This is a genomic window from Dactylosporangium sp. NPDC049140, assembly GCF_040648435.1.
The window spans coordinates 410,029-434,053 of sequence record NZ_JBEZDS010000003.1 but is presented as its reverse complement, the minus strand read 5'-3'; the positions used below and the strand labels follow the sequence as shown (position 1 = coordinate 434,053).

Annotated in this window: 21 protein-coding genes and 2 pseudogenes; 11 read left to right on the top strand and 12 right to left on the bottom strand. The window is 74.0% G+C overall.

All coding sequences use genetic code 11. The annotated features are described in order from the left end of the window. The first annotated feature begins 26 nt into the window (after positions 1-26). Entirely contained in the window at positions 27-230 is a 204-nt protein-coding gene (locus AB0B76_RS08300) for a hypothetical protein (RefSeq protein ID WP_360371359.1), read from the top strand. Positions 231-300: 70 nt separating this feature from the next. Further along, a complete protein-coding gene (locus AB0B76_RS08295) occupies positions 301-2,640 on the top strand; it encodes an ATP-binding domain-containing protein (RefSeq protein WP_360371356.1) in 2,340 nt (779 codons plus the stop codon). Positions 2,641-2,707: 67 nt separating this feature from the next. On the opposite strand, the gene AB0B76_RS08290 is transcribed toward AB0B76_RS08295, so the two are convergent. Then, on the bottom strand, positions 2,708-3,376 hold the full coding sequence (locus AB0B76_RS08290; protein WP_360371353.1) for a hypothetical protein: 669 nt from the start codon (positions 3,374-3,376) through the stop codon (positions 2,708-2,710). Next, on the bottom strand, positions 3,373-3,672 hold the full coding sequence (locus AB0B76_RS08285) for a hypothetical protein (protein ID WP_360371350.1): 300 nt from the start codon (positions 3,670-3,672) through the stop codon (positions 3,373-3,375). Before AB0B76_RS08285 ends, AB0B76_RS08290 begins: the two co-directional genes overlap by 4 nt. A gap of 246 nt (positions 3,673-3,918) precedes the next feature. Here AB0B76_RS08285 and AB0B76_RS08280 point away from each other — a divergent pair, with 246 nt between their 5' ends. Both AB0B76_RS08280 and AB0B76_RS08275 read left to right on the top strand, forming a co-directional pair. Further along, entirely contained in the window at positions 3,919-4,554 is a 636-nt protein-coding gene (locus AB0B76_RS08280; protein WP_360371347.1) for a 50S ribosomal protein L11 methyltransferase, read from the top strand. A 2-nt stretch (positions 4,555-4,556) separates the two neighbouring features. Beyond that, positions 4,557-5,522 carry a tyrosine-type recombinase/integrase gene (locus AB0B76_RS08275; RefSeq protein WP_360371344.1) on the top strand — a complete coding sequence of 322 codons (966 nt, stop codon included), beginning with the start codon at positions 4,557-4,559 and terminating at the stop codon, positions 5,520-5,522. Between the two features lie 105 nt (positions 5,523-5,627). Here the strand turns inward: AB0B76_RS08275 and AB0B76_RS08270 are convergent, their stop codons facing one another. The 3 genes from AB0B76_RS08270 to AB0B76_RS08260 are packed head-to-tail and all read right to left on the bottom strand — an operon-like array spanning position 5,628 to position 8,534. Next, entirely contained in the window at positions 5,628-6,368 is a 741-nt protein-coding gene (locus AB0B76_RS08270) for a VOC family protein (RefSeq protein ID WP_360371341.1), read from the bottom strand. Beyond that, on the bottom strand, positions 6,368-7,294 hold the full coding sequence (locus AB0B76_RS08265) for an endonuclease/exonuclease/phosphatase family protein (protein ID WP_360371338.1): 927 nt from the start codon (positions 7,292-7,294) through the stop codon (positions 6,368-6,370). The genes AB0B76_RS08270 and AB0B76_RS08265 overlap by 1 nt, the downstream gene beginning before the upstream one ends. A 55-nt stretch (positions 7,295-7,349) precedes the next feature. Further along, positions 7,350-8,534, bottom strand: a complete 1,185-nt coding sequence (locus tag AB0B76_RS08260; RefSeq protein WP_360371335.1) for a winged helix DNA-binding domain-containing protein — start codon at positions 8,532-8,534, stop codon at positions 7,350-7,352. Between the two features lie 43 nt (positions 8,535-8,577). Between AB0B76_RS08260 and AB0B76_RS08255 the strand changes: the two genes are divergently transcribed. Beyond that, positions 8,578-10,263, top strand: a complete 1,686-nt coding sequence (locus AB0B76_RS08255) for an acyl-CoA dehydrogenase family protein (RefSeq protein ID WP_360371332.1) — start codon at positions 8,578-8,580, stop codon at positions 10,261-10,263. Between the two features lie 4 nt (positions 10,264-10,267). Here AB0B76_RS08255 and AB0B76_RS08250 read toward each other — a convergent pair whose 3' ends face one another. From AB0B76_RS08250 to AB0B76_RS08230, 5 genes are all read right to left on the bottom strand, one after another. After that, positions 10,268-11,179 carry an RNA polymerase sigma-70 factor gene (locus AB0B76_RS08250; RefSeq protein WP_360371329.1) on the bottom strand — a complete coding sequence of 304 codons (912 nt, stop codon included), beginning with the start codon at positions 11,177-11,179 and terminating at the stop codon, positions 10,268-10,270. A 1-nt stretch (position 11,180) separates the two neighbouring features. Beyond that, entirely contained in the window at positions 11,181-11,528 is a 348-nt protein-coding gene (locus tag AB0B76_RS08245) for a DoxX family protein (RefSeq protein WP_360371326.1), read from the bottom strand. A 38-nt stretch (positions 11,529-11,566) separates the two neighbouring features. Beyond that, positions 11,567-13,663, bottom strand: coding sequence for a 3-hydroxyacyl-CoA dehydrogenase NAD-binding domain-containing protein (locus AB0B76_RS08240; protein ID WP_360371672.1), 2,097 nt, complete (start codon positions 13,661-13,663; stop codon positions 11,567-11,569). 20 nt (positions 13,664-13,683) lie between these two features. Then, positions 13,684-14,895, bottom strand: a complete 1,212-nt coding sequence (locus AB0B76_RS08235; RefSeq protein WP_360371323.1) for an acetyl-CoA C-acetyltransferase — start codon at positions 14,893-14,895, stop codon at positions 13,684-13,686. 186 nt (positions 14,896-15,081) lie between these two features. Further along, positions 15,082-15,891, bottom strand: a complete 810-nt coding sequence (locus AB0B76_RS08230; RefSeq protein ID WP_360371320.1) for a class I SAM-dependent methyltransferase — start codon at positions 15,889-15,891, stop codon at positions 15,082-15,084. A 118-nt stretch (positions 15,892-16,009) separates the two neighbouring features. Here AB0B76_RS08230 and AB0B76_RS08225 point away from each other — a divergent pair, with 118 nt between their 5' ends. After that, positions 16,010-16,702: a helix-turn-helix domain-containing protein gene (locus AB0B76_RS08225; protein WP_360371317.1), complete on the top strand. Its 693-nt coding sequence runs from the start codon at positions 16,010-16,012 to the stop codon at positions 16,700-16,702. A 99-nt stretch (positions 16,703-16,801) separates the two neighbouring features. Here the strand turns inward: AB0B76_RS08225 and AB0B76_RS08220 are convergent, their stop codons facing one another. After that, on the bottom strand, positions 16,802-17,932 hold the full coding sequence (locus tag AB0B76_RS08220) for an acyltransferase (RefSeq protein WP_360371314.1): 1,131 nt from the start codon (positions 17,930-17,932) through the stop codon (positions 16,802-16,804). Between the two features lie 84 nt (positions 17,933-18,016). Between AB0B76_RS08220 and AB0B76_RS08215 the strand changes: the two genes are divergently transcribed. Then, positions 18,017-18,856, top strand: coding sequence for a sugar nucleotide-binding protein (locus AB0B76_RS08215; RefSeq protein ID WP_360371311.1), 840 nt, complete (start codon positions 18,017-18,019; stop codon positions 18,854-18,856). A 24-nt stretch (positions 18,857-18,880) separates the two neighbouring features. Further along, entirely contained in the window at positions 18,881-20,638 is a 1,758-nt protein-coding gene (locus AB0B76_RS08210; RefSeq protein WP_360371308.1) for a sodium:proton antiporter, read from the top strand. Positions 20,639-20,647: 9 nt separating this feature from the next. Here the strand turns inward: AB0B76_RS08210 and AB0B76_RS08205 are convergent. Beyond that, positions 20,648-21,058 (bottom strand): annotated as a pseudogene (locus AB0B76_RS08205) (zinc-binding dehydrogenase); the annotation flags it as partial. A gap of 432 nt (positions 21,059-21,490) precedes the next feature. Here AB0B76_RS08205 and AB0B76_RS08200 point away from each other — a divergent pair. From AB0B76_RS08200 to AB0B76_RS08190, 3 genes and pseudogenes are all read left to right on the top strand, one after another. Beyond that, on the top strand, positions 21,491-21,919 hold the full coding sequence (locus AB0B76_RS08200; RefSeq protein WP_360371305.1) for a MarR family transcriptional regulator: 429 nt from the start codon (positions 21,491-21,493) through the stop codon (positions 21,917-21,919). Positions 21,920-21,993: 74 nt separating this feature from the next. Further along, entirely contained in the window at positions 21,994-22,749 is a 756-nt protein-coding gene (locus AB0B76_RS08195) for a methyltransferase domain-containing protein (protein WP_360371302.1), read from the top strand. Positions 22,750-22,873: 124 nt separating this feature from the next. Continuing rightward, positions 22,874-23,893: pseudogene (locus AB0B76_RS08190) on the top strand (CaiB/BaiF CoA-transferase family protein); the annotation flags it as partial. Positions 23,894-24,025 lie beyond the last annotated feature (132 nt).

The window sequence follows — 24,025 nt, the reverse complement described above, 5'->3', positions numbered from 1 at the left end:
CGGCCGCTACGTCGTAGGGTGCGCGCATGATCGCTGTCGGGCACCGCCTCGGCATCGACTACGGCACCTCGAACACCGCCGCCGTGATCCAGGAGCCCGGCGGCCGTGAGCGCGGCGAGTGGGGGGCGCGGCCCGAGGCGGGCACGGGAACACGCATCATCGTGGGGTACGACCACGAGCGGTTCCTGCAAACGATGATGTGCGGCGAAGCCGCGCAAAGGCTAGACTAGAGCGTTCACGCAACAAAAAAGACGCCGCAAGGGCGCCGAATGCTGCAATGTTAGCCGACTGGAGAGCGGATTGTCAAACCCGTCCGACACAGCCGACATCGTCGAGGAACAGGGGCGCCTCGACACGCTCTACGAGCACCTGGACCGCCTGCGCGACGAGGCGTCGCAGCAACTGACGAACACGCTGCTGCAGACCGGGGGCACGCCCGCGGACCGCTCGCACCGCGACTCGCAGACCGCCCTGTACTCGGACCGGATCGCGCAGTACAGCGCGGTCGAGAACGGGCTGTGCTTCGGCCGGCTCGACTTCACCGGTGACGAGGTGCGCTACATCGGGCGGATCGGGATCTTCGACGAGGAGAACGACTACGAGCCGCTGCTGATCGACTGGCGGGCACCGGCCAGCCGCCCGTTCTACCTGGCCACGGCGGCCGCGCCGGACGGGGTGCGGCGGCGCCGGCACATCCGGACGCAGCGGCGCACCGTCACCGGGCTCGACGACGAGGTGCTGGATCTCACCGAGGCCCACGCGACCGGGCGCGGCGCCCACGACGGGGTGACCGGCGAGGCGGCGCTGCTGTCCGCGCTCAACGCCACCCGTACCGGCCGGATGCGCGACATCGTCGAGACGATCCAGGCCGAGCAGGACCACGTCATCCGGGCCGACCTCGGCGGGGTGCTCGTGGTGCAAGGCGGTCCCGGCACCGGCAAGACCGCGGTGGCGCTGCACCGGGCCGCGTACCTGCTGTACACGCACCGCCAGATGCTGTCCTCCCGCGTCGTGCTCATCATCGGGCCCAACGCCACCTTCCTGCGGTACATCTCCCAGGTACTGCCGTCGCTGGCCGAGACCGGCGTGCTGCTGGGCACCATGGGTGACCTGTTCCCCGGGGTCGTGGCGGACCGCGAGGAGCCGGCCGAGATCGCCGCGGTCAAGGGCCGCGCGGAGATGGCCGAGGTGCTGGCCGCGGCCGTGCGCGACCGGCAGCGGGTGCCCGACGAGCCGGTCACGCTACATCTCGACCTGCTCGACGGCGGGCCGATCGTGCTCGACCCGGCCGTGATCGAGGACGCGCGGGACCGGGCGCGGCGGTCCGGCAAGCTGCACAACCTGGCCCGGCCGACGTTCGACACCGAGATCATCCACGCGTTGTCGCTGCTGGTGGCCGACACGATCGGCATCGACCCGTACGCCGACGACCCGCTCGGCGGCGACGACGCCCCCGGCGACCCGCAGCTGCTGGACGAGGCCGACCTGGCCGAGATCCGCCGCGAGCTGCGGGGCGAGGCCGAGGTGCTCGGCGCGCTGGACTGGCTGTGGCCGATCCTCACGCCGCAGCAGCTGCTCGCCGCGCTGTTCGCCTCCGACCAGCGCCTGGCCGCGGCCGGCGCCGACCCGCGGCTCAAGCGGGCCCCGCGCCAGGGGTGGACGCCGGCCGACGTGCCGCTGCTGGACGAGGCCGCGGAGCTGCTCGGCGAGGACGAGACCGTCCTGGAGATCCTGGCCGACCGGCGCCGGCGGCAGCAGGTCGCGTACGCCGAGGGCGCCCTCGAGATCGCGTTCGGCTCGCGCTCGATCGACGTCGAGGACGAGGACGACCCGGAACTGCTCTCGGTCACCGACCTGCTGGAGGCCGACCGGCTCGCCGAGCGGCAGGACGAGGGCGAGGCCCTCACCCCGGCCGAGCGGGCCGCCGCCGACCGCAAGTGGGCGTTCGGGCACGTGATCGTCGACGAGGCGCAGGAGCTCTCGGCGATGGCGTGGCGGCTGCTCATGCGCCGCTGCCCGAGCCGCTCGATGACAGTCGTCGGCGACGTCGCGCAGACCGGCGACCTCGGCGGCGCGTCGGCGTGGGGCGACGCGCTCGTGCCGTACGTCGGCGACCGCTGGCGGCTGCGCGAGCTCACCGTCAACTACCGCACCCCGGCCGAGATCATGTCGGTCGCGGCCGGGGTCCTCGCCGGCATCGACCCGGACCTCCGCCCGCCGCGCTCGGTGCGCGAGGCCGGCGTGGAGCCCTGGGTGCGCGGGGTCGCCGCGGCCCGCCTGGGCGACGCGCTTGCCGAGGCGGTCGAGCAGGAGGCCGAGGCGGCCGCGGAGGGTCGCCTGGGGGTCATCCTGCCGCAGGGGATTTTCGAGGATTTGGTACCGCACGTGCGCAAGGCGGCCCCTGCCGCCGCCCTCGGCGAGGAGCCGGACCTCACCACGCGGGTCGTGGTGCTGACGGTCAAGCAGGCCAAGGGCCTCGAGTTCGACGGGGTGATCGTGGTCGACCCGGAGCGGATCGTGGAGGAGTCGCCGCGCGGCGCCAACGACCTCTACGTGGCGTTGACGCGGGCCACCCAGCGGCTCGGCATCCTGCACCCGGGGTCGTTGCCGGACTCGCTGCACGCCGTGGTCGGCATGTAGTCGGAGCAGGGAAAAGTCGGGAGCGTGATGGGTCGGACTCCAGCACGCTCACCGAACCGACGTGAGCCTAGCAACCCCTTTCGGCGAGCTGCGCGAGGGTGGCCTGCTGGGCGCCGCGGAGCCGATCGGCCTCCAGGGTCATCGCCCGCATGAGGCCGGCCGACACGGTCAGGAACTGCTCGAGCGCGGCCAGGGCCGCCGCGGCGCCCGCGGCCGCGGTGGCCGGGTCGGCGGCTGCGGCGGCGGCGAGGCCGAGGTTGCCGGCGAGGGCGGACAGGGCCGAGCCGAGCGCGGTCCAGTACGCGACCAGGGCCGCACCCGCCTCGCGCAGCGCGGCCGCCGTGCCGGTCGCGGCGGTCTCCAGCCGGTGCAGCGCCTCCTGCTGGGGGCCGGCGGTCGCCAGGTACGCCTCCGCGGCCGGCCCCTGCCAGTGGCGGTTGGACCGGGCGAGGCCGGCGGCGGCCGAGCGGGCCGGGGCCGCGACCGCGTCGCGCCAGCGGTTGGCGACCTGCCACAGGGCGAGCGGGTCGCCGGGCCGGTCGAACATCGGGCGGGCCTGGGCGTAGGCGTCGGCCGCGGCCCGCTCCACGGCGGCGACGAGCGGGCCGGTGAGGCCGGTGGCCGGGCCGATGACGCGGGCCCAGTGCCGGGTGTCGGCGACGACGGCGTCGGCGTGCCCGGCGGCCGTGTCGAGCAGGCGCTCCGCCACGTCGAGCAGGTGTCCGAAATCGTTCACCAGCGGTCACCGCGCTCGTAGGCGTCGGCGGCCTCGTCCAGGGCGGCCGCCGTGGTGGCGCCGGCGCGGGCCGCCCCGGCGAGCAGGTCCGCGGCGCGGGCGCGGACCTCGCCGTAGACCCGGGTGAGGCCGGCCAGCTCGGCCGCGGCGGACATCCGGCCCGCGTCGAGGGTCAGGCCGCCGGCGGCGTCGGCGGCCGTGCTCATCGCCGCGGCGGCGGCGAGCCAGGTGGCGGCGTCGGCGCGCAGGGCGTCGAGGGTGGCCGCGATGCCCGGTGGCAGCGGTGGAGGCACCATGTGTCCAAGCCCACCACGCCCGCCCGGCGGCGGGAAGCGGCAGTCCGCGCCTGTGGATAACTCAGGCGTCGTCCTTGCGGCGCCAGGAGTCGACGTACAGCGCGATCAGGACCAGCACGACCACCGACAAGCCGAGCATGATCCAGACGAATACGGCATTGCCCCCCATGGAGCGACGGTACCGGGGGCGGCCCGCGCGGGGCGTCGCACGCACGGGTGACAGCGGGCTTGGTACCGTCCGCAGCGATGATGGCGCAATTCGTGCTCGACAACACCCGCCTCGCCCCGGTCCCCCTCACCCCCGAGGTCCGGCTGCGGCTCGCCGACGAGGCCATCGAGCTGTGGGAGCGGACCGAAACCGATCAGGGCGGGCAGATGCCGCCGCCGTTCTGGGCGTTCGCGTGGGCGGGCGGTCAGGCGCTCGCGCGGTACACCCTCGACCACCCGGAGCTGCTCACCGGCCGGACCGTGCTCGACCTCGCGGCCGGCTCGGGGCTGGTCGCCATCGCCGCGATGAAGGCGGGCGCGGCCCGGGTCACCGCGGTCGAGATCGACGAGCTCGCGGTGGCCGCGATCGGGATCAACGCCGAGGCCAACGGGGTCGCGGTCACGCCGCTGCTCGCCGACGTGCTCGAGCAGGAGCCGGACGCCGACGTCGTGCTGGCCGGCGATGTGTTCTACAGCCGGGAGATGACCCGGCGGATGCTGGACTACCTGCGCCGGGCCGCGCGCGGCGGGTCGACCGTGCTCGTCGGCGACCCGGGCCGGGCCTACCTGCCGCGCGAGCACCTGACGCTGCTCGCCGAGTACGACGTGCCGGTACCGCAGACGCTGGAAGACGCCCCGGTCAAGCGCACCACCGTGTGGTCGGTCAACCCGTAGCCATGACCACCCCGGATCGCGCCACCCCGCCCGGCCTGCCCGCGCCCGCCGACGGCTCGGCCGACTTCACCGAGGCGTGGCTGGCCAACCGGCGCCTGTCCGCGCACACCCGGGCCGCGTACCGCCGCGACGTCCACCAGTACCTGGCCTGGTGCGCGCAGCGCGGCCTGGACCCGTTGCGCGCCTCGTTCCTGCACGTCAACGCGTATGCGCGGGACCTCGAGTCGACTGTCGACGAGCGCAGCGGCCGCGTGCTGGCCCCGGCGAGCGTCGCCCGGAAGCTCTCGGCGCTGTCGAGCTGGTACGCGTTCCTGCTGCGGCTGGAGGCGGTCAAGGCCAACCCGGTCGGCGGCGCCGACCGGCCCCGGGTGAACCGGGACGTGTCCGCGACCGTCGGGCTGGCCGCGGCCGAGGTCGACGCGATGCTCGCCGCCGCCGAGCGCCTCGACGGCCCGACCGCGGCCCGCGACCGCGCGATCCTGGCCCTGCTCGCCGACCTGGGCCTGCGCGTCGGCGAGGTCGTCGCCCTGGACGTCGAGGACCTGGGCGCGGAGCGCGGGCACCGCACCGTGCGGTTCACCGGCAAGGGCGGCAAGCCGCGCCGCCGTGCGCTGACGCCGGGCGTGGTGCGGGCCATCGACGAGTACCTGCCGCAGCGCGGCGAGACCCCGGGCCCGCTGTTCGCGACCGCGACGGGCGGGCGGGTCGACCGGCACGCCGTGTTCCGGCTGGTGCGGCGCCTGGCCCGGGACGCGGCCGTGCCCGCGTGGGAGCGGCTGAGCCCGCACTCGCTGCGGCACGCGTTCGCGACGACGGCCCGCGACGAGGGCGTGCCGCTCGAAGACGTGCAGGACGCCATGGGCCACGCGGATCCGCGCACGACGCGGCGGTACGACCGCGACCGCTACAACCTGGACCGCGACCCGGCCCACACCCTCGCCGCTGCGCGCGCGAGGAGAAGAGCGTAAAGGCGATGGCTCGGGTCCGCGAAACTTGCGGACCGTGCCTCCCGCGAGGCACCGTTCGGGCCTGGCGGCCCTCCCTGTCAGGCCCGTGGTGCCAAGAACAGAAGTTCAGCCCGGGGCGAGCACGCAGAAGTCGTTGCCCTCCGGGTCGGCCAGGACCACCCACGAGACGTCACCCGGATCGGCGTCGGAGGGCGTGGCGCCGAGGGCCCGCAGCCGGGCCACCTCCGCCGCCTGCTCGTCCCCGGCGTACGGCACCACGTCGAGATGGGCCCGGTGCCACACGGTCGCCCCGCCGGGCGCCCGGATGAACTCCAGGAACGGCCCGTTCCCGGACGCCGAACGCAGCCGCGCGAAGTCGCCGGTCACCTCGTGCGACGTCCAGCCCAGCGCCGAACCCCAGAACCCGGCCAGGCCCCGCGGGTCCGCGCAGTCGACGACCACCGCGGCGATCGGCCCCGTGTCCCGGTACACCTCCCGCGGCTCCAGCACGCAGAACAGGTTGCCCTCCGGATCGGCCAGCACCGTCCACGGCACGTCGCCCTGCCCGATGTCGGCGGCCGTCGCCCCGAGCGACAGCAGCCGCGCGACCAGCTCCGCCTGATGCGCCGCCGAGGTGGTGGCCAGGTCGATGTGCATGCGGTACCGCACCGTTTCCGGGTCCGGCACGGCGATCACGTCGACGCAGACCGGGGCGTCGGGGTCGGTCCAGTCGAAGCCGGCCGGGGCCACGGGGGTCGCGCCGCGGCCCGACCCGGACGCGGTCCAGCCGAGCGCCGCCGCCCAGAACCGGCCCAGCGCCACGTCGTCGCGGGCCTTGAGGTTCACCTGCACCAGCCGGACCGCCATCAGGTCGCCGGCAGGACGAGCTCGGCGACGACCGGCCGGTGGTCGCTCTCCCCGGCCGCCCGGACCCCGAACTCCCGCACCCCGACGCGCCGGTCGACCAGCACGTGGTCGAGGGTGATCGGCGGCGTCCAGAACGGCAGGGTCTCGGTGCGGCACGGCCAGGTCGGCTGCAGCCCCCGGCCCCGTTCGGCGGCGGCGTCGCGGTATCCGGCCCGCAGCAGCCGGCGCAGCGCGGCGTGGTCGAGGGTGGCGTTGAAGTCGCCGAGCAGAATCCGCGGCGGACCGCCGGCGGCCGGTACGGCCTGCGTGGCGATCTGGTCCCGCCAGATCCGCACGCGGCGCTGCCGTGGCGGGTACGGGTGCGCGGACTCGACGAGCACCGGCCCGGCGCCGGGCACGTGGACCGTCGCCGCCGTCTGCCACATCGGGATCGCCTCGAGCGTGCGCGACACCGGCGCCGAGATCGGGTGGCGGCTGAACAGGCCCGAGCCGCCGCCGCCCGGGGCCGGGGCCACCACCCGGTACGGCAGCAGGGCGTCGATCCCGGCCTCGTCCAGCGCGGCCAGCCCGTCGGCGGTGAGCTCCTGCACCGCGAGCACGTCGATGTCGTCGACCTTCAGCTGCTCGACGAACCCGGAGGTGGCGTTGCGCCCGTACAGCAGGTTCGCGCACATCACCCGCAGCCGCACCCCTTCCCGCGGCATCCGGCCCGGCACCAGCCGCGGCGCGACCAGCGCGGCCAGCACCAGCCCGGACGCGATGAGCACCAGCCCGGCCGGCGCCGAGACGAACAGGACCCCGCCGCCCGCGAGGAGCGAGCCCACGGCCGCGTACGGCGTGTACGTGATCAGCTGCACCAGCGGCGTCCCGCGTTCGGCTCCGCACGCACGCACCAGCGTGTACAGCGCCGCCAGATACGCGAGCACCCAGCACACCGCCGTCACGCGGCCGCCTCCGGCTCGGCGGCGTCGAGGTGGAAGTTCATGCGACGACCGTACCGGCGGCGTCTGACAATTTGCGCTCGAGTGGCGCCCGGAACCTGGGAGTCACCCGGGTGTCGCCCAGCCAGCCCTCGAGTTCATCCGCCGCCCGCCGGACCGCGTTGCGCACGGCCGCGGGGACCTCCTCGACCAGTTCGGTCGCGACCCGGCCCGAGGCCTGCTGCGCCCATCCGCCGACGATCCGCCCGTCCGACCAGATCGTCGGCCCGGCGTTGCCGGTGCGGTCGAACAGCGCCGGCGCGTGCGGCCCGAGGTACCATCGCCGGCTCTGGAACCCCATGACCGTCGGGTCCAGTCCGGGCAGTAGCGCCACCCAGGGGCCGGGGTCGTCGACCGGTTCGGTGTCGCCGGGCAGGACGAAGCCGGTCTCGCCGCCGTCCAGCCCCACCTCGACGGCCTCCAGCGTGCGCAGGGCGGCGCGGGTCTGCGTCATCGTCCAGCCCGTCCACCACTTGAGATCGGCGGCGGTACCGGGGCCGAAGCGCGCCAGCCACGCCCGGGCGAGCTCGGCCCGCGCGTGGGCCGGGTCCAGGTCGGCCAGCGGCTCGGGCAGCCAGTCGGGCAGGCACGACCACGCGTACTGGCTGCTGATCCACGTGCCGAGCGGCCGCCCCCGCACGATCCGCCCGTCCGCGGCCAGCAGCAGCAGGACGCGGCTGGTCACGTACTGGTTGCCCTGCGGGAACACCATGAGGCTGCGCAGGCGCGGCTCGTCGGCGGCCAGCTGGGCGGCGGTCGCGCGGCCGCGGCGGCGCAGCGCCTCGTACGTGGACTCGGCGACATCCTCGAGCCAGGCCGCGTCGCCGACCCCGGTCTCGGTCAGATGCTTGACGAGCAGCCGCCGCTGCTCGGCGGCGACCGCGCGGGCGGCGCCGGCCTGCACGACCGCGGCGAAGGCGGACGGGACCACGAACATCGTGCGGCGCATGCCGAGCATCCGCAGCAGCGTGCGCCGCTCGTACAGGGCGTCCTCGAGCGTCGCGACGAGGGGCCGGTGCAGGCGGGCGGCGACGGACAGGTGCACGGTCGCCGGGTCGGTGGCGTGCAGCGCGACGAGGTCGGCGGCGACGTCCTCGGGGGTCTTCCCGGCCGGTACCGCTCCGGCGAGCCCGTGCCGCACGGCGAGGCGGGCGCGGCGCTGGGCCGTGTCGATGTGCAGGGTCACGGCACCCAGTATCACCACCGTACCCGGCGGTAACCTGTGAGCCATGACGCGATTCGTGCAGACCGGGCCGTCGCTGCGTGACCCGTACACCGCCGACCCCCAGCTGCGCGGCTGGCTCGACCGGCTGCTGGGCGAGGACGGGCACGCCGCCGCCAAGCACCGCCTGTCGGACCTGTCCGCCGAGGTCATCGGCCCGCTGCGGGCGGCGCACCACGACGCCGAGACCCACCCGCCGGCGCTGACCCGCTTCGACGCGTGGGGCGAGCGGATCGAGCGCGTCGACACGTCCGCCGGCTGGCAGGCCCAGCGCGCGGCGGCGGCCCGCCACGGCGTCGTCGCCCTGCCGTACCTGCCCGAGGCCCGCGACACCTGGGGCCCCGGCGCGCGGGTCGTGCAGCAGGCGCTGCTGCACCTGTGGGGCCCGGAGTCGGCGACGTTCTCGTGCCCGGTCGCGATGGCCGACGGCGCGGCCGCGCTGCTCACCCAGACCGGCGCGCAGCCCGGGTGGCTGGCCCGGCTCATCGCCACCGACCCGGCGGTCGCGATCACGTCCGGGCAGTGGATGACCGAGTCGCAGGGCGGCTCCGACATCGGCCGCTCGACGACCGCCGCCCACCCCGACGGCGCCGGCGGCTGGGCGCTGACCGGCGACAAGTGGTTCTGCTCGGCGATCGACTCGGCGATGGCGGTGGCCCTGGCCCGGCCCGAGGGCGCCGGGGCGGGCAGCCGCCACCTGGTGCCGTTCCTCGTGCCGCGCTACGGCGCCGACGGCCGCTCGCCCGCGCCGGGCCTGCAGGTGCTGCGGCTCAAGGACAAGCTCGGCACCCGCGCGGTCCCGACGGGCGAGGTCCGCCTCGACGGGGTCCCCGCGTTCCCGCTCACCGACCCGGCGCAGCCCGGCCTGGCCGCGATGATGACGCTGGTCGTCGTCACGCGCCTGCACAACGCGGCCGCGGCCGCGGGCGGGATGCGCCGCGGTCTGGAGTACGCGCTCGCCTACGCGGCCGAGCGGACCGTCGCCGGCGGGCTGCTCGCCGACAACCCGCTGCACCGCGCCACCCTCGGCGCTCTCGCGGTCGACGCGGCCGGCGCGTTCGCGCTCGCCGCGCACTCGTTCGCGCTGCTGGGCCGGGCCGAGCACGGCGACGCCGCCGCGGCCGCGGAGCTGCGCCTGGCCGCGCCGCTGGCCAAGCTGACGACGGGCCGGCTGGCGGTCGCGTCGGCGAGCGAGTACCTGGAGTGCTTCGGCGGCGCCGGCTACGTCGAGGACACCGGCATCCCGCGGCTGCTGCGCGACGCCCAGGTGCTGCCGATCTGGGAGGGCACCACGAACGTGCTCTCCGTCGACGTCCTGCGCGCCCTCGGCTCCGGCGACGGCGCCCGGCCGCTGCTGCTGCGCCTCACCGCGGCCGCCGACGCGGCCACGCACCGGCTCCCGGGTGTCGCCGAGGCCCTGGCCGCCGCCACCGCCCGGCTCGCGGCCGACATCGCCACCGCGGCCGCCGACCCCCGTGACCCGCGGGTCGCGGCCGGCGCGCGGGAGCTGGCCCTGCGCCTGGGCCACGCGCTGACGGCGGCGCTGCTGCTGGAGCACGCGGCGTGGGCGGCCGAGCGCGGCGACGAACGGCCGGCGCTGCTGGCGTCGCTGTGGATTCTGCGCCGCCTGGGCCACGCGGACATCTCGGCCGACCTGCACGCCGGCTTCGACCAGCTCATCAACGCCGCGTAGGGGCCTACCGGTCGCGGCGCAGCTCCTCGTTCAGCGCCCACGCGTCCGCGACCGGCCCCACGTGCCCGAGCTTGTCGGGGTTGATGACGATCCGGATGGTCTGGACGCGGCCGTCGAGGATGTCGAGGGCCATCGTGTGCAGGACCCGGCCGTCGCGGTCCCGGGCGATCGCCCCCGGCTCGCCGTTGACCTCGTGCGGCTGCAGGGTCACGGCCGCCCGGGCCATCCGCGGGAACAGCGCGCCCAGCAGCCGGGCGATGTTGACGGCCCCGGCGATCGGCCGGGCCAGCTGCGGCGCCTTCCCGCCGCCGTCGCCGACCACTGTCGCGTCGGCGGCGAGCATCGACTGCAGCCCGGCGACGTCGCCTTCGCGCAGGGCGCCGAAGAAGCGGGCGGCGAGGGCCTCGCGTTCGCGGCGGTCGGCGGCGAACCGGGGGCGCCCCTCGGCCATGTGCCGGCGGGCCCGCACGACCAGCTGCCGGCACGCCGCCTCGGACCGCCCGACCGCCGCGGCGACCTCGGGGAAGCCGAAGTCGAACACCTCGCGCAGCACGAACACGGCCCGTTCGAGGGGGCTGAGCCGCTCCAGGAGCAGCAGCGCCGCCGTGGAGACCGAGTCGGCGAGCTCCGCGGCGCGCGCCGGGTCCTCGTACGGGTCCGTGAGCAGCGGCTCCGGGATCCACGGCCCGACGTACGCCTCCCGCCGCACCCGCGCCGAGCGCAGCACGTCGATCGCGATCCGGGTGACGGTCGTGGCCAGGAACGCGCGGACGTTGCGCGGTTCGACGGGCGTCGCGGCGTACCGCAGCCAGGCCTCCTGCACCGCGTCCTCGGCCTCGGCGACGCTGCCGAGCACGCGGTAGGCGATCGAGAACAGCAACGGCCGCAGCGCCTCGAACTCCTCGCCGCGCCCCATGTCAGGCGACCCGCCCGGCGAGCACGAACGCGGCGAGGGCGAGGTAGGCGAGGTTGAGCACGACGAGCCCGCCCTCCCCGCGCCGCCCGTGGGTGACCGCCGCCCCGACCATGAGCAGGATCCAACACCCGGCGGTGACCGCCGCGAGCACCGGCGCGACGAGAAACCCGACGGCGGCGGCAAGTTCGAGCACACCGAGGGTGCGCACGAACCCGGCCCGGGCGTCGCCCGTCCACCCGCCCCCGTGCAGCCGGGCGAGCTTCTCCTTGGGCACGAACGTTTTCGTGATGCCGCCGGTGAGCGCGACGAAGGCGAGCACACCGGCGGCGATCCACAGCGCGAGGTTCATGCCCCTGGGACGAGACAGCCCGCGATCCAGTGACACCGCTACACGAAGGTCGCGCCCTCCGCGGCCTTGGCGCGCAGCAGCGGCGGCGGGGTGAAGCGTTCGCCGTAGCGTTCGGCCAGCTCCTCGGCGCGGGCGATGAAACCCGGAAGGCCGCCGTCGTACTGGTTGACGTACTGCAGCACACCGCCCGTCCAGGCCGGGAAGCCGATGCCCAGGATCGAGCCCACGTTCGCGTCGGCGACCGACGTGAGGACGCCCTCGTCGAGGCACTGGACGGACTCGAGCGCCTCGGCGAACAGCATCCGCTCCTGCATGTCCGCGAACGGCACCGCCGCCGCGGCGGACGCGAAGTGCTCGCGCAGGCCGGGCCACAGGCCGGTGCGCTTGCCGTCCGTGTACTCGTAGAAGCCCGCCCCGCCCGAGCGTCCCGGCCGGCCGAACTCGTCGACCATCCGGTCGATGAGCGCGTCGGCGGGGCTCGGCGTCCACGTGCCGCCTTCGGCGACGATCGCGGCCGCGGTCGCGTTGCGGATCTTCTGGGGCAGGGTGAGGGTGAGCTCGTCCATCAGCTGCAGTACCGGCGCGGGGTATCCGGCCTGGAGACTGGCCTGCTCGATCGACGGGGCCGGCACGCCCTCGGCGAGCATCCGCAGCCCCTCCATCGTGAACGTGCCGATGACGCGGCTGGTGAAGAAGCCGCGGCTGTCGTTGACGACGATCGGCGTCTTCTTCAGCAGCCGTACGACCGCCAGCGCCTTGTCCAGCGCGGCGTCGGACGTCTCGGCGCCGCGGATGACCTCGACGAGCGGCATCTTGTCGACGGGTGAGAAGAAGTGCAGGCCGATGAAGTCGGCGCGGCGGCGGACGCCCTCGGCGAGCAGGGAGATCGGCAGCGTCGAGGTGTTGGAGCACAGCAGCGCGTCGGGCGCGACGACGTCCTCGATCTCCGCGAACACCTTGTGCTTCAGGCCCGGGTCCTCGAACACGGCCTCGATGACGAGGTCGGCGCCGGCGAGGTCGGCGACGTCCGCGGTCGGGGTGATCCGGTCCAGGAGCGCCTGGTCGTGGCGGCGGCTCTCGGCGTACGCCTTGCCCTTCTGCGCCCCTTCGAGGGTGACGTCCTTCAGGACCACGTCGAGGCCCGACTTCGCGCACACGTAGGCGATCGCGGCGCCCATCATCCCGGCCCCGAGGACCGCGACCTTGCGGAAGGCGACCTTGCCGCTGCCGCGCGAGTTCGCGGCCTGGAGGTCGAAGAACAGCGCCTTGATCATGTTCTTGGCGATCCGGCCGGTGGCGAGCTCGACGAAGTACCGGCCCTCGATCACGAACGCGGTGTCGAGGTCCACCTGGGCGCCCTCGACCGCGGCGGACAGGATGTTGCGCGGGGCCGGGTACGGAGCGCCCTTGAGCTCCTTGCGCAGCGTGGCCGGGAAGGCGGGGAGGTTCGCGGCGAACTTGGGGTTGCTGGGAGTGCCGCCCGGAATCTTGTACCCCGCGACGTCCCACGGCTGCACCGCGCCCGGGTTCGCGGCGATCCACTCCCGGGCCCGGTCGACGACGGCGTCGGCGGGCACGACCTCGTCGGCGAGCCCGGCCTGCAGGGCCTTGGCCGGACGGTGCCGCTGCCCCTTCAGCAGTACCTGCATGAGCGCTTCGGTGATCCCGAGCATCCGCACCGTGCGGACCACGCCGCCGGCGCCGGGCAGCAGGCCGAGCGTCACCTCGGGGAACCCGATCTCGATGCGGGCGTCGTCGGCCACGATCCGCCGGTGGCAGGCGAGGGCCAGCTCCAGGCCACCGCCGAGCGCGGAGCCGTTGATCGCGGCGACCACGGGCCGGCCGAGCTGCTCAAGCCGGCGCAGCAGGTGCTTCAGGTGCGTGGTCGACGCCATGATCTCGGCCGCCTGGTCGGGGCCGAGGCCGCCCAGCAGGTCCAGGTCGCCGCCGGCGAACCAGGTCTTCTTGGCCGAGGTCAGGATGACGCCGGTAATGTCGGCCCGCTCGGCGTACAGCCGCTCGACCACGGCGGTGAGGGCCGCGGTGAACGCGGCGTTCATGGTGTTCGCGGATCGGGCCGGGTCGTCCATCGTGAGCAGCACGACGCCGTCCTCGCCGCGCTCGTAACGGATGATCTCCACGTCGCTCCCCCGGTTCACAGTCGCTCGACGATCGTCGCGATGCCCATGCCGCCACCGACACACATCGTGGCCAGTCCGTAACGCTCGCCGCGGCGCTCGAGCTCGTCGACGAGCGTGCCGAGCAGCATGCCACCGGTCGCGCCCAGGGGGTGACCCATCGCGATCGCCCCGCCGTTGACGTTGACCTGGTCCAGCGCGAAGCCCATGTCCTGGGCGAAGTGCATCACGACGGCGGCGAAGGCCTCGTTCATCTCGACCAGGGCGATGTCGTCGACGGTGAGCCCGGCCTTGGCCAGCGCCTTGCGGCTGGCCGGGGCGGGCCCGGTGAGCATGATCAGCGGGTCGGCGCCGCTCACGGCGGCCGAGACGATCCGTGCCCGCGGCGTGAGCCCGTGCTCGCGCCCGGCGGCCTCGCTGCCGACCAGCACCAGCGACGCCCCGTCGACGATCCCGGAGGAGTTGCCGGCGGTGTGCACGTGGTCGATGCGCTCCACCCAGTGGTACTTCTGCAGCGCCACGGCGTCGAACCCGCCCAGTTCGCCGATGGTCCCGAACGACGCGGGCAGCGCGCCGAGCCCGTCCATGGTGGAGGCGCGGATGTGCTCGTCACGGTCGAGCACGACGAGCCCGTTGCGGTCACGCACCGGCACGACGGAGCGCGCGAAGTACCCGCCGGCCCACGCCTTCGCCGCCCGGGTCTGCGACTCCAGCGCGTAGGCGTCGACGTCCTCGCGGCTGTAGCCGTCCATGGTCGCGATGAGGTCGGCGCCGATCCCCTGCGGGACGAACCCGGTGGCCAGGTTGGTCTCGGGGTCCATCGCCCACGCGCCGCCGTCGGAGCCCATGGCCACGCGGGACATCGACTCGACCCCGCCGGCGAGGACGATGTCCTCCCAGCCGGCTCGCACCTTCTGCGCGGCGATGTTCACCGCTTCCAGGCCGGAAGCGCAGAACCGGTTCAGCTGTACCCCGGCCGCGGTCTCCCCGAGCCCGGCCGCGATCGCGGCGATGCGGGCGATGTCGGACCCCTGGTCACCGATAGGCGAGACGACCCCGAGCACGACGTCGTCGATGCGTTCGGGATCGAGCCCCGGATTGCGGCGGCGCACCTCGTCGATCAGCCCGACGACGAGCGAGATGGGTTTGACACCATGCAGCGAGCCGTTCTTCTTGCCCCGGCCGCGGGGTGTGCGAATGGCATCGAAAACGAAAGCCTCAGTGCTCACCTACCGAAGAGTAACTAACGCGCCGGGCAACACACCAGTGCATCCGGCCCCGGGCCCGCGCCAACCACCGGGCATGCCGCGCTCGCGGAGCATCCCCGGTGGTCAGGAGCCGGTTTTGCGGTGCCGCACCCGCACCGCGCCACGGCGGCCCCCTCACCTTCCCGGCCACCCGCCGCCTCATGCCGCTCACGCTTCGACGCGGCCGGCGGTCAGCAGCAGGTACTCCCATTCCATCGAGCCGTCGGACGCCCGGAACCTGGCGGCGAGCGCGTCCAGGGCGGCATCCAGCTCGGCGGTACGGGCAGGGTCCGCGGCCAGCGTCTGGTAGACCGCGAGCGTCGGCCCGTAGTTGCGCTTGAAATACTCCCGGAACGCGTCCGGCTCGGCGAACACCTCGACCCGCACCGTCCGGGTCTCGGCCCGCACGGACGTCACCCGGTCCCCGAGCAGGGCGCGGACGTGGCTTTCGTCGCCCCACAGCGGCGGCGGCTGCGCCCCGGCCGGCGGCGGCGCGGCGAACGGCTTCATCACCCCGAACAGCTGCCCGACGAACCCGCCGGGCGTCCAGCTGATCAGCCCGATCGTTCCGCCGGGCCGGCAGACCCGGACCAGCTCGTCGGCGGCCACCTGATGGAACGGCGCGAACATGACGCCGACGCAGGAGATCACGCAGTCGTACTCCCCGTCCCCGAACGGCAACGCCTCGGCGTCGGCCTCGGCCCAGGTCAGCTTGAGCCCCTGCTCCTCGGCCAGCCGCTGCCCGGTCTCGAGCAGCCGCGGCGTGAGATCACTGGCCGTGACGTCGGCCCCGGCGAGCGCGGCGGGAACGGCGGCGTTGCCGGTACCGGCCGCGACATCGAGCACCCGCTGGCCGGGCCCGATGCCGCACGCCTCGACGAGCACCGGCCCCAGACTCGCAATGATGTCCGCGGCGACGGCCGCGTAGTCACCGGAGCCCCAAATCGCGCGGTGCTTGTCCTTCGAGGGAGTGGTCATGACGGCACGCTAAGTGCCCCCTCCCGGCCGCAACTAGTACACGATCTGTACCTCACCCGCTGCGACACCTTGAAGACAGACCGGCCGCCCACTGACCACACGGGCCTACGCTGCGGGCATGGGCGCCGGCTACCACCAGTTCTGCCCCGTCGCCAAGGCGATGGAGCTGCTCGACGAACGCTGGACCATGCTTGTCCTGCGCGAGCTCATGACGGGCAGCGAGCGCTTCAACGACCTGCGCCGCGGCCTGCCCCGGATATCGCCGGCGCTGCTGTCGAAGCGGCTGCACAGCCTCGCCATGGCGGGCCTCATCCGCCACGAGGACGGCCGGTACGCGCTCACCGACGCCGGCCTCGAGCTGGTCCCGATCGTGCAGGCGATCGCGGTGTGGGGCGTGCGCTGGATCGGCGAGCTCGGCGACGCGGACCTGGACCCGAAGCTGCTGCTGTGGGACATGCACCGCCAGGTCGACCACGACGCTGTGCCGCACGGCCGCTCGGTGGTGCACTTCGAGTTCACCGACGTGCCGGGCGCGCTGCGGTACTGGTGGATGGTGATCGCCTCCCGCGAGGCCGACCTGTGCGACTACGACCCCGGCTTCCCCGTGACCGTGACCGTGGCCGGCTCCCTGCGCCGCCTGACCGAGGTGTGGCGCGGCGACGTGTCGTGGCAGCACGCCCAGCGCGACGGGGCCCTGCAGGTGCTGGGCCCGGAGCACGTACGCCGCGCGCTGCCGGCCTGGTTCACCCTCAACGCCTGGGCCACGGTGGCCCGTGCCCACGGCCCCGGACTCACGACCGCCACAGGTTGAGCCGATCCGACTGACGCTCCCCGGACCTCGGGCCCGCCGCCGCACACTGGGCCAGCGTGACTCGCGCTCACCGGCGCAGGCCTGTTTCGCGGGCCAGGCTCATCGGACCTGCGCCAGCTCCTCCTCCGCCGCCGGCGCCGGCGGGGCCGGGGACGCGGCCACGGAGCGCTGCCGCTCGTACCGATGGAACAGCCCCCAGCAGCCGGCCAGCACGAGCGCGAACACGGGCAGCCACAGCACCCGCGCGTACAGCCACGACGCATCCGAGGGCGCCGTCTGCAGCCCGGCGCGCGGGCCCGGCACGAGCAGCGAGACCGCGAGCAGCGAGGTCTGGTGCCACAGGAAGATCGTCATCGCGGAGCGGTTCACCGCGCTCACCGTCCGCCACGGCCGCTCGTGCCGCATGACGCGGCGCAGGGCCGGCATCAGCAGGAGCGCAAGGCCACACTGGGCGATACCGAACGTGACGGCCGCGAGGGTCGGCGGGTTCAGGTTGGAGATGCCCTGCCCGGGCACGCCGACCATCGACAGCGGGTATCCGAACCAGCGCACCAGCACCACGGTCGCGCCCGCGCCGCCGGCCAGCAGCGCCCAGGCGACGCCACGGGTCCGGAATGCGCCCCGGGACCAGGCCGCGCCCAGGCAGAACGGCACCAGCCAGCCGGCGGCCAGGTTGATCCAGCCGATCCAGGCCGGCGCGCCGAGTGCGAACCGCCCGAGGTCCACGGCGGCGACGACGGCGAGCGGCCACCCGGGGTGCAGCCGCCCGACGAGCGGCTTGGCCATGGTGAGGGCGGCGAACACAAGCAGGAACCACAGCGGCGACGCGACAAGCTTCAGCACGGTGTGTGACCGCAACGCGGTGGCGAGCCCGCCCGGCTCGACGTACGCCCAGAGTGTCGCCGCGATCACGATCGCGCTCCACACGGCGACGAGCACGACGACCGGCCGGAACAGCCGCTGCAGCCGCGCCGAGACCCACTGCCGGTGCGCGGGCCGGCGGGCCGCGGAGGGCCGGCTGGCGACGAGTCCGCCGACGAAGAAGAACAGCGCCAGGGTCTGGAACAGCCACGACGCCGGGGCGAGGCCGGGCACGGCGCGCAGCGGGCTGGCGACCCGGACCGCGTCGCCGTCCACGACCAGGGCGGTGACGAGCCAGTGGCCGAGCACCACGCCGAGGATGGCGACGACACGCAGGGCGTCGACTGCTCGGTCACGTTCGGTTGTCATGGCGGGACCGTACGGGCGCGACACGACCCGTCACGTCGCACCACGGAGCGATCTACGAGTAGCTCTCCGGTACTACTTATGCCCATGGCGCGAATCCTGATCACCGGCGCGACGGGCTCCCTCGGCCGCCGGGTCGCGGCCCTGGCCGTCGCCGCGGGCCACACCGTGCTCGGCACCCACGTCCGGCCGTGGATCGAGGCGGTGGACGGCGGCGTGAGCCCCTCGATCAGCCCGGTGCGGCTCGACATCCGCGACCGGGAGGCGGTGCAGGACGTGGTGGACGCCGCCGCGCCGGACCTGGTGATCCACACCGCGGCCGGGCGGGACCGCAACGACTGGGTGACGAACGCGGACGGCGCCGCGAACGTGGCCCTGGCCTGCGGCGAACGCGTTCGGCTGGTGCACGTGTCCAGCGACGCGATCTTCTCCGGCCGGGCCGGGCGCGAGTACACAGAGGCCGACCGGCCGGACCCGATCTACCCGTACGGCGCGGCGAAGGCGGCGGCCGAGACGGCGGTGCGGGCCATCGCGCCCGGGGCCGTGGTCGTGCGCACGTCGCTGATCCTCGGCGACGGGAACGGCGGCCACGAGCACCTCACGCACGACCTGGTGGCGGGGCGGGCCGACGGGGCGCTGTTCACGGACGAGGTCCGCCGGCCGGTGCACGTCGACGATCTCGCCGACGCGCTGCTGGAGCTGGGGGCCGGCGACTTCCGCGGCGTCATCAACGTGGCCGGGGCCGACCCGGTCAGCCGGTACGACCTGGGCGTGCTCGTCGCCGAGCGCGACGGCCTCGACGTGGGGAAACTCCGCTCCGCCAGCGGCTCGGGACGCCCCGGTGACATCCGCCTCGATGTCGGTCTGGCGTCGGGGCTGCTGCACACCCGGTTGCGTGGCGCCTACGAGTTCATGCGTGCACGCTGAGGTACCACACTAGGGTGATCTTCCGTGAACGGTGTCCAGCTGCTGCTCATCATCGTCGGGGGCATCGCGGTGTCCGCGCTCGCGCACCGCAGGGGCGTGCAGCCGGGCCTGGTCGTGGTGATCCTGGCCGCGGCGGCGTCGTTCCTGCCCGGGGTACCGCGGCTGGAGCTGGACAGTGAACTGATTCTGGCGGTCGTCGTCCCGCCGCTGCTCTACTCCGCGACCCGTAACGCATCGTTCTCCGGGTTCACGCAGAATCTGCGGCCGATCCTCACCTTGGGCGTGACCCTCGTCGTGCTCACCGCGGGCGTGGTCGGGCTGGTCGGGAACTGGTTGATGCCGGCGCTGGGGCTGCCGGCGGCGCTGCTGCTGGGGGCGGTGCTCGCCCCGCCGGACACGATCACCACGGTTTCGCACGGTGACGAGCTCGGCCTGCCGCGGCGGGTGTCGGCGATCCTGACCGGCGAGAGCCTGGTCAACGACGCGACGGCGCTGACGCTGTTCGGGCTCGCGGCGGCCGCGGCCGGGGCCGGGGAGACGCTGTTCGACAACGCGTTCGGCCTGTTCGCGTACACCGCGGTGACCGGCCTGATCGTCGGCGGCCTGTTCGCGGCGCTCGCGCTGTGGCTGCGGCCGCGGCTGCACAACACGGTGCTGGAGACGTCGCTGGTCCTGCTGCTGCCGTTCACCGCGTTCCTGACCGCCGAGCAGATCCACGCCTCCGGCATCCTCGCCGTCGTGTGCTGCGCGTTTCTGTTCAGCGCGAACACGACTCTGGACCCGCAGCACCAGTACCGGGGCGCGTTCCGCACCCGTCTGCAGGAGGACGCGGTCTGGCCGGTGCTGGACTTCCTGCTGGAGACGTTCGTGTTCGCCTACATCGGGCTGCAGCTGCGGTTCGTCATCGCCGACCTCGCGCACGCCGCGGCGAAGCCGGGCCTGACGATCACGCTGGTCGCCACGGTGGTGCTGCTGGTGACGGTCATCGTGTTCCGGCTCGCCGCGGTGTGGGCGTCGTTCACGTGGTGGGACATGCGCCGCCGTGCGTTCGTGCGGCGGATGGAGACCGATGCGCGGTTCCGGGAGCGGGTCACCCGCCGTGCGCAGGCCCGGACGCAGGGTCGCCGCCGGGGCCAGTCGATGGGCGAGTGGCAGGGGCCGCTGGGCGCGCCGACGCCCCGGGAGTCGCTGATCGTGGGCTGGACCGGCATGCGCGGCATCCTGACCCTGGCCGCGGCGGCCGCGGTCCCGCACACCCTGCACAACGGCGAGGAGTTCCCGGGCCGCGACGCGATTCAGGCGATCGCCCTGTTCGTCACGCTCGGCACGCTGCTCATCCAGGGCACCACGATCCGGGCGCTGGTCCGCCGCCTGAAGATCGACACGCACGGTGAGCGCGAGCGCGCCGACGCGCTACTGGAGCGCGGCCAGGCGATCATCTGGACGACGGTGACTCCCGGCGCCGAACCCACCACCGAGGGCTTCGACGCGCAGCGGTCGGCCGTGGTGAACGCGGTGATGCGCGGCGAGCTCGACGACGACACCGCGCGGATGCTGGTACACGAGATCGATCTGCACCAGGCGGCGGAGACGAACCTGTTCCGCCGGGAGGTCGCGGCCTCAGGGGACGAGCACGATCCGCCGGCCGGGCTCGACGGGCGCGGCCCAGGCGGCGGTGACGTCGGCGAGCGGGACGGCGACCGGGTTCACCGCGAACGCCCCGGCCGCGATCCGCGCCGCCAGCGCCGGCAGTTCGGCCACGATGCCGGCGGTGGGCACTGAGCCCTGCCCGCTGCCCATGATCGAGACGTTGGCCGCGCGGAGCAGGTACGACGGCAGCGCGATGTCCGGCCCGGCGACCGACCCGATCTGCACCCACGCGAGCGCCTTGGCCCGGTCGTCGCGGGCGGTGAGCAGGGCGGGCAGGGCGTGCTCGGTCGCCGGCCCCCACAGGTAGTCGAGGACCACGTCGACGTCCGCGGCCTTGGCCACCTCGTCGAGGCCGATCGCCGCGTCGGCGCCGAGCGAGGGCAGCAGGGCCAGTCGCCGTGGGTCCCGGCCGGCCCCGGTGACGTGCGCCGCGCCAAGATGTTTGGCCACTTGTACTGCGAGCAGACCCGCATTCCCGGTGGCCCCGAGCACGAGGACGTCCTTCCCGGCGACATCGAAGCCGCGCCGGCGCAGGCCGATCCAGGAGGACATGCCGGGGTTCATCGCCGCCGCGACGGCCACCGGATCGACACCCTCCGGAAGCACCACGGCACGTCGCCGATCCACCACAGCCCGCTCGGCCATCGAGCCCAGCGCCGTGTCGGGCAGGACGAAGTACAACAGCTCACCCTCCGCAGTGCGACCGACACCGTCGATGCCCGGAACGAGCGGCAGGGTGCCGTCGGACGTGTAGTGACTGCCGTCGGCGGAGGAGCGCACGCGCGGGTGCAGCCCCGCGGCTTCGACGGTGACGAGCACGTCGTGCGGCCCGCCCGGTTCCGGCGTCGCGAAGTCCTCGTAGGCGGGTGGGGTTCCGAAGGAGCGGACGACAGCGGCCTTCACGGCACACCTCCAAAGAAGTTCGTGTCACGTACTATCTCGAAGGTAGTTTGTGCCACGTACTACGTCAAGTACGCTGTGCCGGTGGCCACCTCGCTGAACACCGTCGACGCCCTCGTGCAGCTGTCGTTCCAGATCCAGCGCGTCCTCGCCGCGGTCGGCGCCCCGTACGACCTGTCGATCGTGCAGATCCGGCTCCTCGGCGTCCTGCGGGACCGGCAGGCGGGGATGGTCGAGCTGGGCGGGCACCTCGGGCTCGACAAGTCCTCGATGACGGGGCTGGTGAGCCGCGCGGAGAAGCGGGGCCTGGTGCAGCGCACACCGTCGCCGTACGACGGACGGGCCGTCCTCGTCTCACTCACCGACGAGGGCCGGCGCGTGGCCGCGGAGGGCGGGGCGGAGATCGGCCGGCGCATCCTGGCGCTGACGGAGCACCTGACCCCGCAGGCCCGCGCGACGCTCACCGAACTGGCCGCGTCGCTGATCCACCCCCCGGCGGCCAACGACGCATAACGCGCCTCACCATTTCGGACGAGCTGGTGAAAACCCATGGACATCGGATGTACCGTCCTGCAACGGTCACGCACATGAATGTGCTGAATATGCACGAGATCGCCGAGGCCGGACACCGGATCCTCAACCCGCTGACCGAGGACAAGCTGATGCTCCTCGCCGACATCTGCCGGCTACGACCTGGGCAGCGATTGCTGGACCTGGCCAGCGGCAAGGGCGAGATGCTGTGCCGGTGGGCGGACGCGTACGGCATCGAGGGCCACGGCGTCGACATCAGCACCGTGTTCGTTCCGGTGGCCCGCGAACGCGCGGCGGAACTCGGCGTCGCGGACCGGGTCACCTTCGAGCTCAACGACGCCGCGGACGCTGTGAAGTCGGGCGAGCACAGTGGGTACGACATCGTGGCTTGCATCGGTGCGACCTGGATCGGCGGCGGGCTGGCCGGGACCGCGGACCTGATGCTCCGGGCTCTTCGCCCCGGCGGCGTGGTGCTCATCGGCGAGCCGTACTGGGCCGACGACACCCCGGACGAGGCGTACGACGCGCTGCACACGCCGCGTGACGCCTTCACTACGCTCATCGGCACGCACGATCGCCTGGAGGCCGCGGGCCTGGAGCTGCTCGAGATGGTGCTTGCGGACGGTGACAGCTGGGACCGGTACGCGGCCGCGCAGTGGTGGACGGTATCCGACTGGCTGCGCGGTAACCGTGCACATCCGGACGCTGACGCAATGCGCGCGTACCTAGCCGATGCGCGGCGGACGCATCTGCAGTACCAGCGGAGGTACATGGGATGGGGCGTCTTCGTGTGCCGCGTCGCGGAGGACTGACACCGCCACGATCCGCCCTGTTCGCCGCGACGTTGGCGCAACCCGGGTCGTTCGTCGTGTTACGGAGCGCGATGACGTCGTGGCGCCCGCTCCGGCCGGATGATCGACCGGTACCTTGCTCGGCATGAGCGATGGACCGCTGCGGGACGTGCGGGTGGTCGAGCTGGCGGGGATCGGCCCCGGCCCGTTCGCCGCGATGCTGCTGGCCGATCTGGGCGCCGACGTCGTGCGCGTCGACCGGCTCGGACCGGTGTCGCCGATCGCCCCGCCGGCGGCCGGCGACCTCGTCAACCGCGGGAAACGGTCGGTGGCCGCGGATCTGAAGACGCCCGAGGGTGTCGAGCTGGTCCTGGCCCTGGCCGAGCGGGCGCACGTGCTCATCGAGGGCTTCCGGCCGGGGGTCGCCGAGCGGCTCGGGGTGGGCCCGGAGCAGGTCATGGCCCGCAACCCGGCGCTGGTGTACGGCCGGATGACCGGCTGGGGCCAGGACGGCCCGCTGGCCGCGTCGGCCGGCCACGACATCACGTACCTGGCGCGGACCGGCGCCCTGCACGCCATCGGCCGGACCGGCGGGCCGCCGCAGGTGCCCGCGAACCTCCTCGGCGACTACGGCGGCGGCGCGCTGTACCTGGTCGTCGGCGTACTCGCCGCCCTGCACTCGGCATCGTCGACGGGCCGCGGCCAGGTCGTGGACGCCGCGATCGTCGACGGCGCCGCGCATCTGAGCACGATCCTGCACAGCCTCCTGGCCGCCGGCCTGTGGCGCGACCACCGCGGCGTGAACCTGCTCGACACCGGCGCCCCGTTCTACGACGTGTACAAAACCGCCGACAGCAAGTACGTCGCCGTCGGCGCCCTGGAGCCGCAGTTCTTCGCCGAGCTCATCGCCCGCCTGGGCCTGACCGCCGCGCCGGAGCAGTTCGACGTGGCCCGCTGGCCGGAACTGCGGACGCTCCTGACGAACACGTTCGCGGAGAAGACCCGCGACGAGTGGTCCGCCGTGTTCGACGGCACCGACGCGTGTGTGGCCCCGGTCCTGTCCCTGTCGGAGGCCCCGGCGGACCCGCACCTGGCCGCGCGCGGCACGTTCATCACGGTGGACGGCGTAACCCAGCCGGCGGCGGCCCCGCGCTTCACCTCATCCGCGGGCGAGCCACTTCCGTCATCGCCCATACCCACATCACCAGCACCCGCGTCGCCAACCGCAACAACGCCGGCCCCCGCGCCGACCGCTTCCACCCCGTCGCCGCCCCCGGATCTCCCCCGGTCGACAGCG